The sequence below is a fragment of the Bradyrhizobium sp. DOA9 genome (assembly GCF_000617845.2).
Taxonomy (GTDB): Bacteria; Pseudomonadota; Alphaproteobacteria; order Rhizobiales; family Xanthobacteraceae; genus Bradyrhizobium.
Genome location: NZ_DF820425.1, coordinates 1,973,725 through 1,988,670, shown reverse-complemented (window position 1 = coordinate 1,988,670; position 14,946 = coordinate 1,973,725). Strand labels below are relative to the sequence as shown.

The following is a 14,946-nucleotide window of genomic DNA, read 5'->3' as shown; positions in this document are numbered from 1 at the left end:
ATGGAGATCGATCTCCCCGAGGTGATCGCGGACGTCAAAGCCGCGTTCGAGCGCTATGAGCAGGCCCTCGTCAGCAACGACGTCGCCGTGCTCGGCGAGCTGTTCCGCAACGATCCCCGCACCTTGCGCTACGGCATCGGCGAGAACCTCTATGGTTACGAGGCAATCTCCGGTTTTCGCGCCGGCCGTTCGCCGGTCGGGCTCAACCGCCGCACCGCGAAAACCGTCATCACCAGCTACGGCCGCGACACGGCCGTGGCGTCCACCTTGTTCTATCGCGATACGGCTCCCGGCAAGGTCGGCCGGCAGATGCAGACGTGGATACGTTTCCCGGAGGGCTGGCGCGTCGTCGCCGCTCATGTCAGCATCATCGAGGAGCCGAAAGAGACCGTATGACGCTTGATGATCTTCCGCAGGGCGCATTGCCGGCCGAGCCGGTGGTGCCGCGCGTCGACCGCGCATCGCCGTCGCTGCTGAAGGTCACGCGCGCCGAGGAGCTGCGGCTGCAGCTTGCCGACGAGATCGTGCGGGGAACGCTGGCGCCGGGCTCGCCGCTGGACGAGACCGACATCGCGCGGCGCTTCAACGTCTCGCGCACGCCGGTGCGCGAGGCGTTGCGCCAATTGGTGGCAAGCGGCCTCGTCGAGGCGCGGCCGCATCGCGGCGCCGTGGTGGCGCGGCCATCCGTCGAGCGGCTGAAGGGCATGTTCGAGGCGATGGCGGAGCTCGAGGCCTTGTGCGCGGGCCTTGCCGCCGAACGCATGTCGGCGGCCGAGCGTCATGGCCTGGAGGCCGTCCACGAGGAGCTGCGGGTGCTGAGCTACACCGGCAATCCCGAGCGCTTCCACGAGGTCAACGAGCGTTTCCACAACGCGATCTATGCCGGCTCGCAGAACGGCTACATCGCCGAAATCACGCTCGCGACCCGCGTGCGCGTGCAGCCGTTCCGCCGCGCCCAGTTCCGCAATCTCGGCCGCCTCGCCAAGTCGCAGGCCGAGCACGACCGCGTCGTCGTCGCCATCATGCGCGGCGACAAGCAGGGCGCCGCCGCCGCCATGCGCGCGCATATCGAGCTGGTGCGCGGCGAGTACGAGATCTACGCGGTGTCGGTGTAAGACGGTGCGCTCGGTGCCGTAGGGTGGGCAAAGCGAAGCGTGCCCACCTTATGGTGATGGTGGGCACGACGCGCGAAGAGCGCGCCTTTGCCCACCCTACGAGACCTGCTTTGCTGTAGCTTCCTTCATAAAGGCGCGCCAGCCGCCATACGCGGTGATATCCCGCGCATCGCCCAGCACTTCCGGCTCGACGAGAAAGCCCTTCACGCTGCGCCCGTCGGCTAGCCTGATCGTACCGATCGCCATCGGTGCGGGAATCGCGTTGACGAACTTGCCGAAGGCGGATGACGACAACGACCAGATCTCCAGCTCGATCGCAGCGCCTGTGCCGGCCGCGACGCGCAGCAGGCCCGGCTTCGGCGGCGTGGTTTGAAGCGCATAGAGCTTGTAGTCGGCGGCCGTCCTGGTGGCCTCGATCAAGCGTGCGTTCAGCGCCGTCAGCTCGCCGTTCAGCGCCATGCCGGACAGATGCGCGCCGACCACCGCGATCGGAATCTCGTCGTCGCCGCCGGTCGGGAGTGGCGCGAGCGGGGCCTGCGCCACCCCCTTCGCGCCGACCGTCAGCTTCGTATCGGCATGGAACACCCGCCCGATGCTCGCGAGCAGCGCATCGCATCCCGCGGGCGCCAGCAGCGTGATGCCGAACGGAATGCCGTCGCTGCGCATCGATGCCGGTACGGCGAGGCCGCAGAGGTCGAGCAGGTTGACGAAGTTCGTGTAAGTTCCGAGCCGGCTGTTGAGCTCGATCGGATTGGCCAGCACCTGCGCGGTGGTGTAGGCCGTCGGCGCCGTCGGCAGCACCAGCGCGTCGATGTTGGCGAACGTGCGCTCGGCGATCTTGCGCAGGCCCTGCAGGCGATAGAGCGCCGAGAATGTCTCGGCCGCGGTCAGCCGCGCGCCCGCCGCTGTGATCTCGCGCGTGACGGGGTGGATCGTGTCGGGCGCGGACGCCAGCAGGTTCTTGATCACGAGATAACGCTCGGCGACCCACGGCCCCTCATAGAGCAGCCGCGCCGTCTCGTAGAACGGCTCGAGGTCGAACTCGGCCAGCGTGGCCCCGAGCGCGGTCCATCGCTTCAGCGCATCGTTGTAGGCGGCCTCCGCTTGCTTGTCGCCGAAGAAGATCAGCTGGCCGTTGCGCGGCACGCCCAGGCGCAGCTTCGCCGGCATCGGCGTGATCGCGCCGAGCGGCCGGTCGCGCGAGAACGGATCGGCCTGGTCGGGGCCGGCCATCACCGACAGCGCGAGCGCGGCATCGTCCACCGTGAGTGCGAACACCGAAATGCAGTCCAGCGTGCGGCAGGCCGGCACCAGGCCTGCGGTCGAGATCATGCCGAGGCTCGGCTTCAGCCCGACGATGTTGTTGAGCATCGCCGGCACGCGGCCCGAGCCGGCGGTGTCGGTGCCGAGCGACAGCGGCACCAGCCCGGCGCCGACCGCGGTGGCCGAACCCGAGCTCGAGCCGCCGGGAATGAGATCCTCGCGGATCGAATTTTTGGGAATGCCATAGGGCGAACGCACGCCGACGAGGCCGGTCGCGAACTGGTCGAGATTGGTCTTGCCGATGATGATCGCCCCGGCCGCGCGCAGGCGCTCGACCGCGGTCGAATCGTGGGTGGGCGTGTAGGAGAAGGCCGGGCAGGCCGCGGTGGTGGGAAAGCCCAGCGCGTCGATATTGTCCTTCACCGCGACCGGCACGCCGTAGAGCGGCAGGCTGGCCGCGTCCGCGCGGGCCGCGAGCTTGTCGGCCTCCGCGACCGCGTCCTTCTCGTCGCGCAGGCTGATGAACACGGCGGGATCGTTGTAGTCGCGGATGCGCCGATAGGTCCGCGCGACCGTCTCTGCCGGCGAAAGCCGGCCCGCGCGGTGCGCGGCCACAATCGCGGCGATCGTTTCAGGCTGCTCGGCCCCCATGGCGGCAAAACTCCGGCAATTCGTCTTCGCCCGGAGTGAAGCAAGCGATGTGCCATTGTGTACAGAATCCGGGCAGGACCATCGTGCCGGATCCTATCGTGCGATCAGTGGCTTGGGCGATATTTCGGCCGGCGCTCGGCCGGTCGCCTCAGTGACCCATCTGCCCAAATCATGGGCAGTCGGGATCAGGTGAAGCCGGAGAGGATCCGGAGCAGCTGCGCCCGGTTCTCCTTGCCGATCTTCGCCTCGACGTGCCGCTCGTGCTCGGCCGCCAGCCGCTTGAACTTCTCGAGCGCCGTCTCGCCCTGCGCGGTGAGGTGCAAAGCATGCGAGCGCCGGTCCTCTTTCGACTTGATCCGCTTCACCAGCTTGCGCTGCTCGAGGCTGTCGAGCAGGTGCACCAGCCGGGCGCGCTCGATGCCGAGGCGTTTTGCCACCGCCATCTGCGACAGGCCCGGATTGGCGCCGATCACGGTCAGCACCGAATATTGCGTCGGCCTGATGTCGACCTCGCCGAGCGTCTTGATGAAGTCCTGGAAGATCCAGATCTGGAAGCGCCGCACCGCATAGCCGGCGTGGCCGACCAGTGCGTCGAGGCCGACGCCGTCTGCGTCGCTCCGCGGTACAGCGCCGTTGCCGGCGCGCTTGCGTGGGCCGTGGCGGGTGTCGGCCCGGGCTGCGGTGGGTGGCAAGTCGGTGTCTCCTGTCGCGCAATCCTAGCGCGCTTGAGTCACAAGCGAAAGATTGTTGTTGACGACAACAATTGGCGTGCCCAACATTATGACCAAGGCGGCCCGGAACGAGGCTGCGACCGATCCCGTAGCCGGGATGGAGGAGGAAACCCATGACGATCGCCTCACATGGTGACGTTGCAGGCCTGTTCGCAGCGCCGAGGACCGTCGCGGAGCATCGGCCCGACGGCAGCATCGTTCTGCGCTCGCCCGAGCCTCTCGGCGAGTTCGCGCGCTGCACCGGCGACTGGCTGGAGCAATGGGCGCAGCAAAGGCCGGACGCGATCTTCCTCGCCGAGCGCGGCAATGTCGAAATGCCCTGGACCACCGTCACCTATGCGCAGGCGCTGCGGAAGGTGCGCGCCACCGCGTCCTGGATCCTGGCGCAAGGGCTCAGCGCGGACCGCCCGCTCGCGATCCTCTCCGACAACAGCATCGATCACGCGCTGCTCGCGCTCGCCGCCCAGCATGTCGGCGTGCCTTCGGCGGCGATCTCTCCGGCCTATTCGCTGATGTCGAGGGATTTCGACAAGCTCAAGAGCATGATTGCGCTGCTCGAACCCGGCGCGATCTACGTCTCTGCGCTCCAGCCGTTCGCGCCGGCGTTGGCCGCCATCAAGCCGCTGCACAACGCGCAGATCATCAGCGGCAATGCCGATGATGCCGACGCGCTCGCGTTCCGCGCCGTTGCAGCAACGCCCGAGACGCCCGACGTCGCGAGAGCCTTCGCTGCACTGACGCCGGACACGATCGCGAAATTCCTGTTCACGTCGGGCTCGACCGGCACGCCCAAGGCGGTCATCAACACCCAGCGCATGCTGACGTCGAGCCAGCAGGCCAAGGCGCAGACCTGGACCTTCCTCGAACAGAGCCGCGATCTCGTCATTCTCGATTGGCTGCCCTGGAGCCACACCTTCGGCGCCAACCACAATTTCAACCTCGTGCTGCGCAACGGCGGCGCGCTCTACATAGACGGCGGCAAGCCCGCGCCGGGCCTGTTCGCGACTTCGCTCGCCAACCTCAGAAGCGTGATGCCGACGGTCTATTTCAACGTGCCGCGCGGCTTCGACATGCTGATCGCGGCGCTGCGCAATGACGAGGAATTGCGCCGCCGCTTCTTCGGCGAGGTGAAGTTCGCCTTCTATGCCGGCGCCGCGCTGCCGCAGAATCTCTGGGATGCCTTGGCGGAACTTTCGACCAAGACCGTAGGCCGCGCGCTGCCGATGGTCTCGGCCTGGGGCTCGACGGAAACCTCGCCGCTCGCCACCGACTGTCATTTCCTCGCCGAGCGCTCCGGCAATATCGGCGTGCCGATTCCCGGCACCGAGCTGAAGCTCGTCACCTCCGGCGACAAGCTCGAGGTGCGGGTGCGCGGCCCCAACGTCACGCCCGGCTATTGGAAGGCACCGGAGCTGACCAGGCAAGCGTTCGACGAGGAGGGCTTCTACCTGATCGGCGATGCCGTGAAGCTTGCCGACAGCGCGCGGCCGGAGCGCGGCCTGTTCTTCGACGGCCGCGTTGCCGAAGACTTCAAGCTCAACTCCGGCACCTGGGTCAGCGTCGGCGGCTTACGCGTTGCCGGCATCGCTGCGCTGGCGCCGCTGGCGCAGGACATCGTCGTCGCCGGTCACGGCGGCGACGAGGTGCGTTTCCTGGTGTTCCCGAATATTGCGGCTTGCCGCGCGCATGCCGGCCTGCCGGAGACGGCGGACGTGAGCGAGGTGCTGGCGCATGACAGGATCAGGGCGGCAATCGCACAGGGTCTGGCGAAGCTAAAACAGCAGAGTGCCAATTCCTCCGGTCACGCCACCCGCGCGCTGCTGCTCGCCGAGCCGCCGTCGGTCGACGGCGGCGAGATCACCGACAAGGGCTACATCAACCAGCGCGCCGTGCTGACACGGCGCGCCGACGTGGTGGCGCTGCTGAACGATGACGCGTCGGGGGAGTGGATCGGGTTGTAGCTAGCAGCTGACCAAGGGGACTTCAGGCGCGCTCTTCCACGTCGTCATTGCGAGGAGCCCTTGCGACGAAGCAATCCAGACCCTTCCTGCGGAAGGAATCTGGATTGCTTCGCTGCGCTCGCAATGACGGGAAAGGCGAGGAGTTCGCAAAAGCAGGCCAGCAACCCTGCCGCATTATCCTGCCGATTCTTTTGTTGCCTTAGCAACTAATTTGTGCGAACGGTTCCGGACTGAGATGACGGCGAGCCAACCGCTGCGTTCTTTTCTGGAGGAAGCAATGCACGGCAGAAGAGGTGCCGTCGGCAAATGCCGGCGCATGACCGGGAATGACGGGAGACTGCGCGCCGCGCGCGACCCGTCAGCTTTCGATGCCGCCGGTCACCGCGCCGAGATTTTCGTGCAGCCGGCGCAAGAGCTCGATCAGCACCTCGCGCTCGTCCTTGCTCAGGCAGGACAGCAGCCGCCGCTCGCGTTCGAACGCCGCCACGATCACCTTGTCATGGGTGGTGCGGCCTCTCGCCGTCAGCGAAATCGAATGGGTGCGGCCGTCGTTGGGATCGGTGCGGATCGAGATCAGCCCGCGCTTCTCGAGGCCCGCCAGCGTCCTGCTCACCGGCCCCTTGTCGAAGCCGATGACGTGGCAGATGCGCGAGGCCGGAATGCCAGGCTCGATCGCCAGCAGCGACATGATCCGCCATTCCGTGACGTTGACGCCGAACTCGCGCTGATAGAACGCGGTCGCGCTGTTCGACAGCTTGTTGGCGATGAAGGTGATGAAGGCCGGGACGTAACGGTCGAGATCGAGCGTCGGTCCCGCATCGCTGGGCGCGGGCTTGTGGCGGGCTCTGGTCGAGGACGGCGGCATATCGGGTTTCTGATTAGCGGCGGGCGCAAAGACCTAAGGGCATGCGCCGTCCTTTCACAAGATCAAAATGAGGGAGGTCTTCCATGACCGCATCCGGCTCCGCGGGATCGGGGGTCCCGCATCTCGACGTCGATCCCTTCGACATGAGCTTCTTTGCCGACCCCTATCCCGCCCATGAGCTGCTGCGGGAAGCCGGCCCCGTGGTCTATCTCGACAAGTGGAACGTCTACGGCGTGGCGCGCTATGCCGAGGTCTACGCCGTGCTGAACGATCCCGCAACCTTCTGCTCCAGCCGCGGCGTCGGGCTGTCCGACTTCAAGAAGGAAGCGCCGTGGCGCCCGCCGAGCCTGATCCTCGAGGCCGATCCGCCCGCGCACACCCGCACCCGCGCCGTTCTGTCAAAGGTGCTGTCGCCGACGGCGATGAAGCAGGTGCGCGACCGTTTTGCCGCGGCGGCCGAGGAACGGGTCGACGCCCTGCTCGACCAGCGCCGCTTCGACGCGATCACCGACCTGGCCGAGGCCTATCCGCTGTCGATCTTCCCCGATGCGCTCGGCCTGAAGCCGGAGGGGCGCGAGCATCTGATCCCCTATGCCGGCGTCGTGTTCAACGCGTTCGGTCCACCCAACCGGCTGCGCCAGGAGGCGATCGAACGATCGGCACCGCATCAGGCCTATGTTGCCGAGCAGTGCCAGCGCGCGAATCTGGCACCCGGCGGCTTCGGCGCCTGCATTCACGCGCAGGTCGACGAGGGTGCCATCACGTCCACCGAAGCGCCGCTGCTGGTGCGCTCGCTGCTCTCGGCCGGACTCGATACCACGGTCAACGGCATTGGCGCTGCCGTGTATTGCCTCGCACGCTTTCCCGATCAATGGCAGCGCCTGCGCGAGGATCTCACGCTGGCGCGCGGGGCCTTCGAAGAGGCGGTGCGCTTCGAGAGCCCGGTGCAGACCTTCTTCCGCACCACCACCCGTGAGGTCGAGCTGTCCGGCGCGAAGATCGGCGAGGGCGAGAAGGTGCTGATGTTCCTCGCCGCAGCCAACCGCGATCCGCGGCGCTGGGACAAGCCCGACCGCTACCACATCACCCGCCGCACCTCCGGCCATGTCGGCTTCGGCTCCGGCATCCACATGTGCGTCGGCCAGCTCGTCGCCCGCCTCGAAGGCGAGGTGATGCTGACGGCGCTGGCGCGCCGCATCGCGAAGATCGAGATCACGGGCGAGCCGAAGCGCCGTTTCAACAACACGCTGCGCGGGCTCGACAGCCTGCCGGTCACCATCACCCCCGCCTGACGAGGAGTCTTGATGCCCGACATCATCTTCATCCATGCCGACGGCAAGCCCGACCGCGTCGAAACTTCAGACGGCGAGAGCGCCATGCAGGCGGCGACCCGTCACGTCGTCGCCGCCATTTTGGCCGAATGCGGCGGCAACGCGATGTGCGCCACCTGCCACGTCTATGTCGATGAGAGCTGGCTCGCGCGCCTGCCGGCGATGGCCGACGACGAGGATGCGCTGCTCGACGGCACTGCCGCCGAGCGGCGGCCGAACAGCCGCTTGTCCTGCCAGATCACCATGACGTCCCAACTCGACGGGCTCGTGCTGAGACTGCCGGAGCGGCAGATCTGATTCTCGATTCGCCGGCGAGGGCCGGCAACCAACAAACAGGGGAGGGAATGATGAAGCATCTGAAGTGGACGCTCGCACTGGCCGCGAGCCTGGTGACCGGCGCGGCGAGCGCCGAGATATCGGACAATGTCGTGCGCGTCGGCGTGCTCAACGACATCTCCGGCATCTTCCAGGACACCAACGGCATGGGCTCGGTCGAGGCCGCGCGCATGGCCGCGGAGGACTTCAATGGTGGCGGTAAGAGCATCAAGGTGGAGATCGTCTATGCCGATCACCAGAACAAGGCCGATGTCGGCAATGCCATCGCGCGCAAATGGCTCGATGTCGAAGGCGTCGACGCCATCGTCGACGTGCCGAACTCGGCCGTCGGCCTCTCCATCAACGCGCTCTTGCGCGACAGCCGAATGACCTTCCTGGCGTCATCGACGGCGAGCTCTGATCTGACCGGCAAGGCGTGCTCGCCCAATACCATCCAATGGGTCAACGATGCCTGGGCGACCGGCAACACCACCGCAGCCGCCATGGTGTCGCGCGGCGGCAAGGACTGGTATTTCCTCACGGTCGATTACGCGCTCGGCAAGGGCATCGAGGCGGAGGCGCAGAAATACATCGAGGGACACGGCGGCAAGGTGCTGGGCTCCTCCAAGCATCCGCTCGGCACCTCCGATTTCGCCTCCTTCCTGTTGCAGGCGCAAAGCTCGAAGGCGCAGGTGATCGGGCTTGCCAATGCCGGCGGCGATACCATCAATGCGGTGAAGCAGGCCGCCGAATTCGGCATCCAGCAGAGCGGCCAGAAGCTCGTCGCCTTCCTGCTCTTCATCAACGACATCCACGGCATGGGCATCAAGGTCGCGCAGGGCCTCCAGCTCATGGAAGCCTTCTACTGGGACATGAACGACGATACCCGCGCGTTCGCCAAGCGCTTTGCCGCGCGGCCCGGCATGAACGGCAAGATGCCGAGCGGCAATCAGGCCGGGGTCTATGCTTCCACGCTCGCTTATCTCAACGCCGTCGCTGCCACCGGCAGCGACAATGCCAAGCGGGTCGTGCCCGAGATGAAGAAGTTCAAGGGCAAGGACAAGCTGTTCGGCGACACCACGATCCGCCAGGACGGTCGCGTCGTGCATCCGATGTATCTGTTCGAGGTGAAGAAGCCGGAGGAATCGAAATATCCGTATGACTATTACAAGCTGGTCTCGACCATTCCCGCCGATCAGGCGTTCCGCCCGCTGGCGGAAGGCGGATGCGAACTGGTGAAGTAAAGGGTGTTGTGCCTCCGACATCGTGCGGCGGCACTTGCCAAACTATGAAATGGGGGTAATAATTATAACATATAATTAAATAGGGAGGGTCCGCCATGAGGGCTGGCTTAATGTCAACCGCCGCGCTGGCCGCGCTTTTGGGATCGACCGCGCTGGCGCGCGCCGACGGCGAGGCCTGTTCGCCGGTCACCACCGCTTCGCTCGGCATCTCCGGTGTCGAGATCACCGGGTCGAAAACGCAGGACGCGGGAAGCGGTCTGCCCAAACATTGCATCGTGACGGGCCTTGCCAACCAGCGCACCGGCGTCGATGGGAAATCCTATGCGATCGGGTTCGAGTTGCGATTGCCGGCCGAGTGGAACGGCCGCTTCCTGCACCAGGTCAATGGCGGCAATGACGGCGTGGTCGTGCCCGCTCTTGGCAGCCTGCCCGAGGCCTTGGCCTTCGGCGGCACAGTGCCGCTGGCGCGCGGCTTTGCCGTGCTGTCGTCGGACAGTGGTCATTCCGGCTCGGACCCCGCGAACAAGTCGCTGGGTCTGACGGCCGGCGCGGCGTTCGGCCTCGATCCGCAGGCGCGGCGCGACTATGGCTATGCCGCCGACATGACGCTGTCGCCGGTCGCGAAGCAGATCATCGCCCTGCATTACGGGCGCAAGCCGGATCGCTCCTATATGGCGGGATGTTCCAACGGCGGGCGTCACGCCATGGTGGCGGCGTCGCGGATGCCGGAAAATTACGACGGCTTCCTCGTCGGCAATCCTGGCTTCGACCTGCCGCGCGCTGCGATCCAGCACGCCTGGGACGTGCAGGCCTTCCTGAAAGCTGATCCCGATCTGCGCAAATCCATCACCAAGGAGGACGCTCAGCTCGTGTCCTCGCGCATCACGGAGGCCTGCGATGCGCTCGACGGCGTCAAGGACGGGCTGACGGCCAATCTCGCCGCCTGCCAGAAGGCGTTCGATCTCAAGAGCCTGGTCTGCGCGCCGGGGCAGAACAGCGCCTGCTTGTCCGAAGCCAAGGTCGACGCCCTGAAGATGAGCCTCGCCGGCCCGAAGAATTCGAAAGGTGAGGCGCTCTATTCCGACTGGCCCCTCGATGGCGGGGTCGGCACGGGCAATTGGCGCACCTGGAAGGTCGAGAGCCCCATCGCGCCCTGGAATAACTATCCGATCATCGCCACCATGGGTGCAGCGTCGCTGAACTACATTTTCTCGACGCCGCCGGTCGTGGTCGAAGGCAGCAACGAGAAGCTGGTCGAGGCCCTGAAGGCCTATGACTTCGACAAGGACGCACCGAGGATTTTCGCCAAGGACGCGACCTTCACGGAATCGGCCATGGACTTCATGACGCCGCCCGACGTCGATGATCCCAAGCTCGCATCCCTCCAGAAGTCCGGCGGCAAGATGCTGATCTATCACGGCCAGGCCGATCCGGTGTTCTCGGTGAACGACACCATCCGCTGGTACGACCGGCTGAACAAGAACCTGCAGGGGCAGGCCGACATCGTCGCGCGCCTGTTCACGATTCCCGGCGAAACGCATTGCGGTGGCGGCGTCACTCTCGACAAGTTCGATGCGCTGGCCGCGCTGATCGACTGGGTCGAGAAGGGCAAGGCACCCGAGCGCATCATCGCGTCGGCCAGTCCCGCCAACAAGGAAATCCCCGCATCCTGGAGCCCAGGCCGCACGCGGCCGCTCTGCCCGTATCCGAGCTACGCCGCGTATTCCGGCCAGGGCGACAGCGAGGACGCCGCGAATTTCGTTTGCAAGGCGCCGTAGCTCGTTGTGTATCGGCGGTCTCGTGCCCCGGACGCGGTGCAGCGCGAAGCGATGCGCCGCAGAGCCGAGGCTCAAAATATGGGTCCCGGCTCTGCGTCGCGCCATGCGGGACGATGCATCGCATCGCCCGGACATGCCGCGCCGCGTCCGGGACACGAGAGCATCGTCACACCACCTTGCTCGACCCCTGCGTGATCAACCGCGCCGCGCGCTGGTCGCGCGCGTAGATCCACAGCCAGCTCAGCGCAACGCTGAGGCGGTGGCGCAGGCCGATCAGGAAGTAGATGTGGGCGATGCCCCAGATCCACCACGCGATGGCGCCGCGCAGCTTGACCTTGCCGAAGTCGATCACCGCCAGCCGCTTGCCGATCTGGGCGAGGCTGCCGGCGTGCTTGTAGCGGAACGGGCCGGTCGCAGCGCCGCGCAGCCGCGCAATGATGGTCTCCGCGACATGACGGCCCTGCTGCTTGGCGGCCGGCGCGATGCCGGGCACCGGCTTGCCGTCCCAGGCATTGATGCTGACGGTGTCGCCGATCGCGAAAATCTCGGGATGGCCGGGAATCGTCAGGTCGGCCTCGACCAGCACGCGTCCAGCGCGATCGTGCGGCGCGCCCAGCCACTCGGCGGCGGGGGAGGCGCGCACGCCGGCCGCCCAGATCCGCGTCTTCGCCTCGAGCAGCTTGCCGCCGAACACGACGCCCTCGCGGTTGATCTCGGTGACGGCCTGTCCGAGCACGACCTCGACGCCGATCTTCTCCAGCGAGGCCTGCGCATAGGCCGAGAGATCGTCGGGAAAGCCTGCCAGCACGCGCGGCCCCGCCTCGATCAGCACCACGCGCGCCTTGTGCGTGTCGATGTTGCGGAAATCGCCGGGCAGGGTGTGATGCGCCATCTCGGCGATGGTGCCGGCGAGCTCGACGCCGGTCGGGCCGGCGCCGACGATCACGAAGGTCAGTCGCGCCGCGCGCCTCGCCGGATCGTTCTCGCGCTCGGCGCGTTCGAACGCCACCAGGATGTGCCGGCGCAAGGTGGTCGCGTCCTCCAGCGTCTTCAGGCCCGGCGCCCATGCCTCCCATTCGTCGTGGCCGAAATAGGCGTGCCGAGCGCCGGTGGCCAGCACCAGCGTGTCGTAAGGCACCTCGCTGCCGTCATCGATGAGCACGGAGCGCCGCCCGGCATCGACGCCGCTCACCGTGGCGAACAGCGTCGTCACCTCGCGTCGGTCGCGCATGAGATGGCGGATCGGCCAGGCGATCTCGCTGGTCGCGAGCGAGGCGGTCGCGACCTGGTAGAGCAGCGGCTGGAACAGATGGTGATTGCGACGGTCGATCAGCGTGATCTCCACCGGGGCGCCCGCAAGTCGGTAGGTCGCCTCCAGCCCGCCGAAGCCGGCGCCGACGATGACGACGCGATGGGGAGTTGCGGCCATGATTGAACCCTCGAATCTCGCTGTTGCGCCTCTTCATTTAAGTGCGGATTGGGTGCCGCGGTCCAATAGAGGTCATCAATCGTCGCATAGGCCTGGTGTATCGATCCGGCGCGAAAAAGCGCCGCAGCCTCCGTCGAGTTGAGTAGAATTATATTTCTTGCCATCTCCGATCGGAGCGAAATATGGTGCAGGGGCGGGCGCTGAGCCATTGGCGGCGCGACGGATTTTGCGTTCAATAGAGACAGGCCTGGCGCGGCGATCACCCCGCTTCCGGGACCGATAATAAGGAGGGGAGTTGTTATGAGGACGGCATTCTGGCTGGCGGGCGCAGCGGCGCTTGTGCTGGCAGGCCCGGCATCCGCCGGCGACACCATCAAGATCGGTTTCGTCTCGACCTTCAGCGGTCCAACCGCCGTGATCGGCAACGACATGCGCAATTCATTCGAGCTCGCGCTCGACCATCTCGGCCGCAAGATGGACGGCAAGCCGGTCGAGGTGATCTACGAGGACGACGGCCAGAAGCCCGACGTCGGCAAGCAGAAGACCGAGAAGCTGGTGCAGTCCGACAAGGTCGATTTCATCGTCGGCTACATCTGGTCGAACGTGCTCCTGGCCTCGCTCAAGACCGCGGTGGACTCGCAGACCTTCCTGATCTCGGCCAACGCCGGTCCGTCGCAGCTCGCCGGCGAGCTGTGCTCGCCTTACGTGTTCTCGACCTCGTGGCAGAACGACCAGACGCCGCAGGCGGTCGGCACCTACATGAACCAGAAGGGCGTCAAATCGGTGTTCCTGATCGGCCCGAACTACGCCGCCGGCAAGGACATGCTGGCCGGCGTCAAGAGCACCTTCAAGGGGCAGGTCGTGGGTGAGGAATACACGGTGTGGCCGAGCCAGCTCGACTTCTCCGCCGAGCTCTCCAAGGCGCGTGCCTCCGGCGCCGCGTCGATCTTCGTGTTCTATCCCGGTGCCGCGGGCGTGCAATTCCTCAATCAATATGCGCAGGCCGGGCTGAAGAGCACGATGCCGCTCTACACCGCCTTCACCATCGACGAGCTCTCGCTGCCGTTGCAGAAGGAGAACGCGCTCGGGGTGCCCGGCGCGCAGCAATGGGTCAACGACCTCCCCAACGAGCAGAACAAGCGCTTCGTCGCCGACTACCGCAAGAAGTATCCCGGCCTGCGCCCGACCTTCTACGGCGCGCAGTCCTACGACGCCGCGAACCTGATCAACAGCGCCGTCGTCGCCGTGAAGGGCGACACCTCCAAGAAGGACGCGATGAAGGCCGAGATGGAGAAGGCCAACTTCAAGTCGGTGCGCGGCGCGTTCAAGTTCGGCAACAACCACATTCCGATCCAGAACTTCTACCTGCAGGACGTGGTCAAGGATTCCGAAGGCCAGCTCGCCCTGAAGACCGTCGCCACCATCGTCGAGAACGACCAGGACCGCTTCCACGACAAGTGCAAGATGAAGTGAGGTTTTGCCATTCCCTCTCCTCGCAAGCGGGGAGAGGGCCATGGTGACGGGGTCTCCGCTAAAGCGGGATGGCTTTAGTCTGAATCGATTTGGGATTCCCAAATCAGTTTGTTTCTGATTCACCATGCTTGCTGGAAGGAGGCCAGCATGGATGGGCAAGCCGTACTCTCTAGATCTTCGTAAGCGTGTCGTGGCCGCGATCGAGGGCGGGATGTCCCGTAATCGGGCCGCCAAGCAGTTTGGGGTCGCGATCAGCACCGCCATTGGCTGGATGAAGCGGGTCGATGAGACCGGCAGCGTCGAGCCTAGTCAGATAGGCGGCTACAAGCCGAAGGCGATTTCGGGCGAGCATGCAGTCTGGCTGTCGCGTCGGATCAAGGACGGCGATTTCACTATACGGGGGCTCGTGGCCGAGCTTGCCGGACGCGGCCTGAAGGTCGATTACCACTCGGTGTGGGACTTCGTGCATGCCGAGAAGCTCAGCTTCAAAAAAAAGCGTGGCGGCTGGCGAACGCGATCGACCCGACGTGGCGCGGCGGCGAGCTCAGTGGGCAAAGTATCAAGGTCAGGTCGAAGCTGAGCGGCTGGTCTTCATCGACGAGACCTGGACCAGGACCGATATGGCTCCGCTGCGCGGATGGGCACCGCGCGGGCACAGACTTCACGCCAGGGTTCCCCACGGCCGCTGGAAAACCATGACCTTCCTGGCGGCCCTGCGCCATGACCGGATCGATGCGCCATGGTTCATCGAGGGGCCGATCGATGGCGCGAGCTTTCGCGCCTATGTCGA

The 14,946-nt window shown here is 65.9% G+C and carries 12 protein-coding genes and 1 pseudogene; 9 read left to right on the top strand and 4 right to left on the bottom strand.

Features of this window, described 5'->3' with window-relative positions:
• Together hpxZ and BDOA9_RS09150 are read left to right on the top strand one after the other, a co-directional pair.
• Window positions 1-396 carry an oxalurate catabolism protein HpxZ gene (gene hpxZ, locus BDOA9_RS09155; RefSeq protein WP_025033635.1) on the top strand — a complete coding sequence of 132 codons (396 nt, stop codon included), beginning with the start codon at window positions 1-3 and terminating at the stop codon, window positions 394-396.
• Window positions 393-1,115 (top strand): GntR family transcriptional regulator, encoded by a 723-nt coding sequence (locus tag BDOA9_RS09150; RefSeq protein ID WP_025033634.1) that lies wholly within the window; start codon window positions 393-395, stop codon window positions 1,113-1,115. Before hpxZ ends, BDOA9_RS09150 begins: the two co-directional genes overlap by 4 nt.
• 96 nt (window positions 1,116-1,211) lie before the next feature.
• On the opposite strand, the gene atzF is transcribed toward BDOA9_RS09150, so the two are convergent.
• Both atzF and BDOA9_RS09140 read right to left on the bottom strand, forming a co-directional pair.
• The gene (atzF, locus tag BDOA9_RS09145; RefSeq protein WP_025033633.1) at window positions 1,212-3,029 is read right to left on the bottom strand and encodes an allophanate hydrolase; all 1,818 of its coding nucleotides are present in this window, start codon (window positions 3,027-3,029) and stop codon (window positions 1,212-1,214) included.
• Window positions 3,030-3,214: 185 nt separating this feature from the next.
• A complete protein-coding gene (locus tag BDOA9_RS09140; RefSeq protein ID WP_025033632.1) occupies window positions 3,215-3,721 on the bottom strand; it encodes a MarR family winged helix-turn-helix transcriptional regulator in 507 nt (168 codons plus the stop codon).
• A gap of 152 nt (window positions 3,722-3,873) precedes the next feature.
• On the opposite strand from BDOA9_RS09140, the gene BDOA9_RS09135 reads away from it, so the two are divergent.
• The gene (locus tag BDOA9_RS09135) at window positions 3,874-5,721 is read left to right on the top strand and encodes a feruloyl-CoA synthase (protein ID WP_025033631.1); all 1,848 of its coding nucleotides are present in this window, start codon (window positions 3,874-3,876) and stop codon (window positions 5,719-5,721) included.
• Window positions 5,722-6,079: 358 nt separating this feature from the next.
• Here BDOA9_RS09135 and BDOA9_RS09130 read toward each other — a convergent pair whose 3' ends face one another.
• Window positions 6,080-6,586 (bottom strand): MarR family winged helix-turn-helix transcriptional regulator, encoded by a 507-nt coding sequence (locus BDOA9_RS09130; RefSeq protein WP_025033630.1) that lies wholly within the window; start codon window positions 6,584-6,586, stop codon window positions 6,080-6,082.
• A gap of 83 nt (window positions 6,587-6,669) precedes the next feature.
• Here BDOA9_RS09130 and BDOA9_RS09125 point away from each other — a divergent pair, with 83 nt between their 5' ends.
• The 4 genes from BDOA9_RS09125 to BDOA9_RS09110 all read left to right on the top strand — a co-directional run bounded on the left by BDOA9_RS09125 (window position 6,670) and on the right by BDOA9_RS09110 (window position 11,254).
• Window positions 6,670-7,878: a cytochrome P450 gene (locus BDOA9_RS09125; protein ID WP_025033629.1), complete on the top strand. Its 1,209-nt coding sequence runs from the start codon at window positions 6,670-6,672 to the stop codon at window positions 7,876-7,878.
• A 12-nt stretch (window positions 7,879-7,890) separates the two neighbouring features.
• Entirely contained in the window at window positions 7,891-8,214 is a 324-nt protein-coding gene (locus tag BDOA9_RS09120) for a 2Fe-2S iron-sulfur cluster-binding protein (RefSeq protein WP_025033628.1), read from the top strand.
• A 50-nt stretch (window positions 8,215-8,264) separates the two neighbouring features.
• On the top strand, window positions 8,265-9,476 hold the full coding sequence (locus BDOA9_RS09115; RefSeq protein ID WP_025033627.1) for an ABC transporter substrate-binding protein: 1,212 nt from the start codon (window positions 8,265-8,267) through the stop codon (window positions 9,474-9,476).
• A 110-nt stretch (window positions 9,477-9,586) separates the two neighbouring features.
• On the top strand, window positions 9,587-11,254 hold the full coding sequence (locus BDOA9_RS09110) for a tannase/feruloyl esterase family alpha/beta hydrolase (protein WP_244521459.1): 1,668 nt from the start codon (window positions 9,587-9,589) through the stop codon (window positions 11,252-11,254).
• A 166-nt stretch (window positions 11,255-11,420) separates the two neighbouring features.
• On the opposite strand, the gene BDOA9_RS09105 is transcribed toward BDOA9_RS09110, so the two are convergent.
• The gene (locus BDOA9_RS09105) at window positions 11,421-12,683 is read right to left on the bottom strand and encodes an NAD(P)/FAD-dependent oxidoreductase (protein WP_025033625.1); all 1,263 of its coding nucleotides are present in this window, start codon (window positions 12,681-12,683) and stop codon (window positions 11,421-11,423) included.
• A 300-nt stretch (window positions 12,684-12,983) separates the two neighbouring features.
• Between BDOA9_RS09105 and BDOA9_RS09100 the strand changes: the two genes are divergently transcribed.
• Complete coding sequence (locus BDOA9_RS09100) at window positions 12,984-14,156, top strand: ABC transporter substrate-binding protein (RefSeq protein WP_025033624.1); 1,173 nt, start codon at window positions 12,984-12,986, stop codon at window positions 14,154-14,156.
• A gap of 151 nt (window positions 14,157-14,307) precedes the next feature.
• Window positions 14,308-14,946: pseudogene (locus tag BDOA9_RS37765) on the top strand (IS630 family transposase); the annotation flags it as partial.

What these genes read in the sequence shown, in the direction of transcription:
- BDOA9_RS09120 (WP_025033628.1), top strand. Translation starts at nt 7,891, where the DNA reads ATGCCCGACATCATCTTCATCCATGCCGACGGCAAGCCCGACCGCGTC.
- BDOA9_RS09150 (WP_025033634.1), top strand. Translation starts at nt 393, where the DNA reads ATGACGCTTGATGATCTTCCGCAGGGCGCATTGCCGGCCGAGCCGGTG.
- BDOA9_RS09100 (WP_025033624.1), top strand. Translation starts at nt 12,984, where the DNA reads ATGAGGACGGCATTCTGGCTGGCGGGCGCAGCGGCGCTTGTGCTGGCA.
- BDOA9_RS09135 (WP_025033631.1), top strand. Translation starts at nt 3,874, where the DNA reads ATGACGATCGCCTCACATGGTGACGTTGCAGGCCTGTTCGCAGCGCCG.
- BDOA9_RS09110 (WP_244521459.1), top strand. Translation starts at nt 9,587, where the DNA reads ATGTCAACCGCCGCGCTGGCCGCGCTTTTGGGATCGACCGCGCTGGCG.
- hpxZ (WP_025033635.1), top strand. Translation starts at nt 1, where the DNA reads ATGGAGATCGATCTCCCCGAGGTGATCGCGGACGTCAAAGCCGCGTTC.
- atzF (WP_025033633.1), bottom strand. Translation starts at nt 3,029, where the DNA reads ATGGGGGCCGAGCAGCCTGAAACGATCGCCGCGATTGTGGCCGCGCAC.
- BDOA9_RS09130 (WP_025033630.1), bottom strand. Translation starts at nt 6,586, where the DNA reads ATGCCGCCGTCCTCGACCAGAGCCCGCCACAAGCCCGCGCCCAGCGAT.
- BDOA9_RS09125 (WP_025033629.1), top strand. Translation starts at nt 6,670, where the DNA reads ATGACCGCATCCGGCTCCGCGGGATCGGGGGTCCCGCATCTCGACGTC.
- BDOA9_RS09105 (WP_025033625.1), bottom strand. Translation starts at nt 12,683, where the DNA reads ATGGCCGCAACTCCCCATCGCGTCGTCATCGTCGGCGCCGGCTTCGGC.
- BDOA9_RS09115 (WP_025033627.1), top strand. Translation starts at nt 8,265, where the DNA reads ATGAAGCATCTGAAGTGGACGCTCGCACTGGCCGCGAGCCTGGTGACC.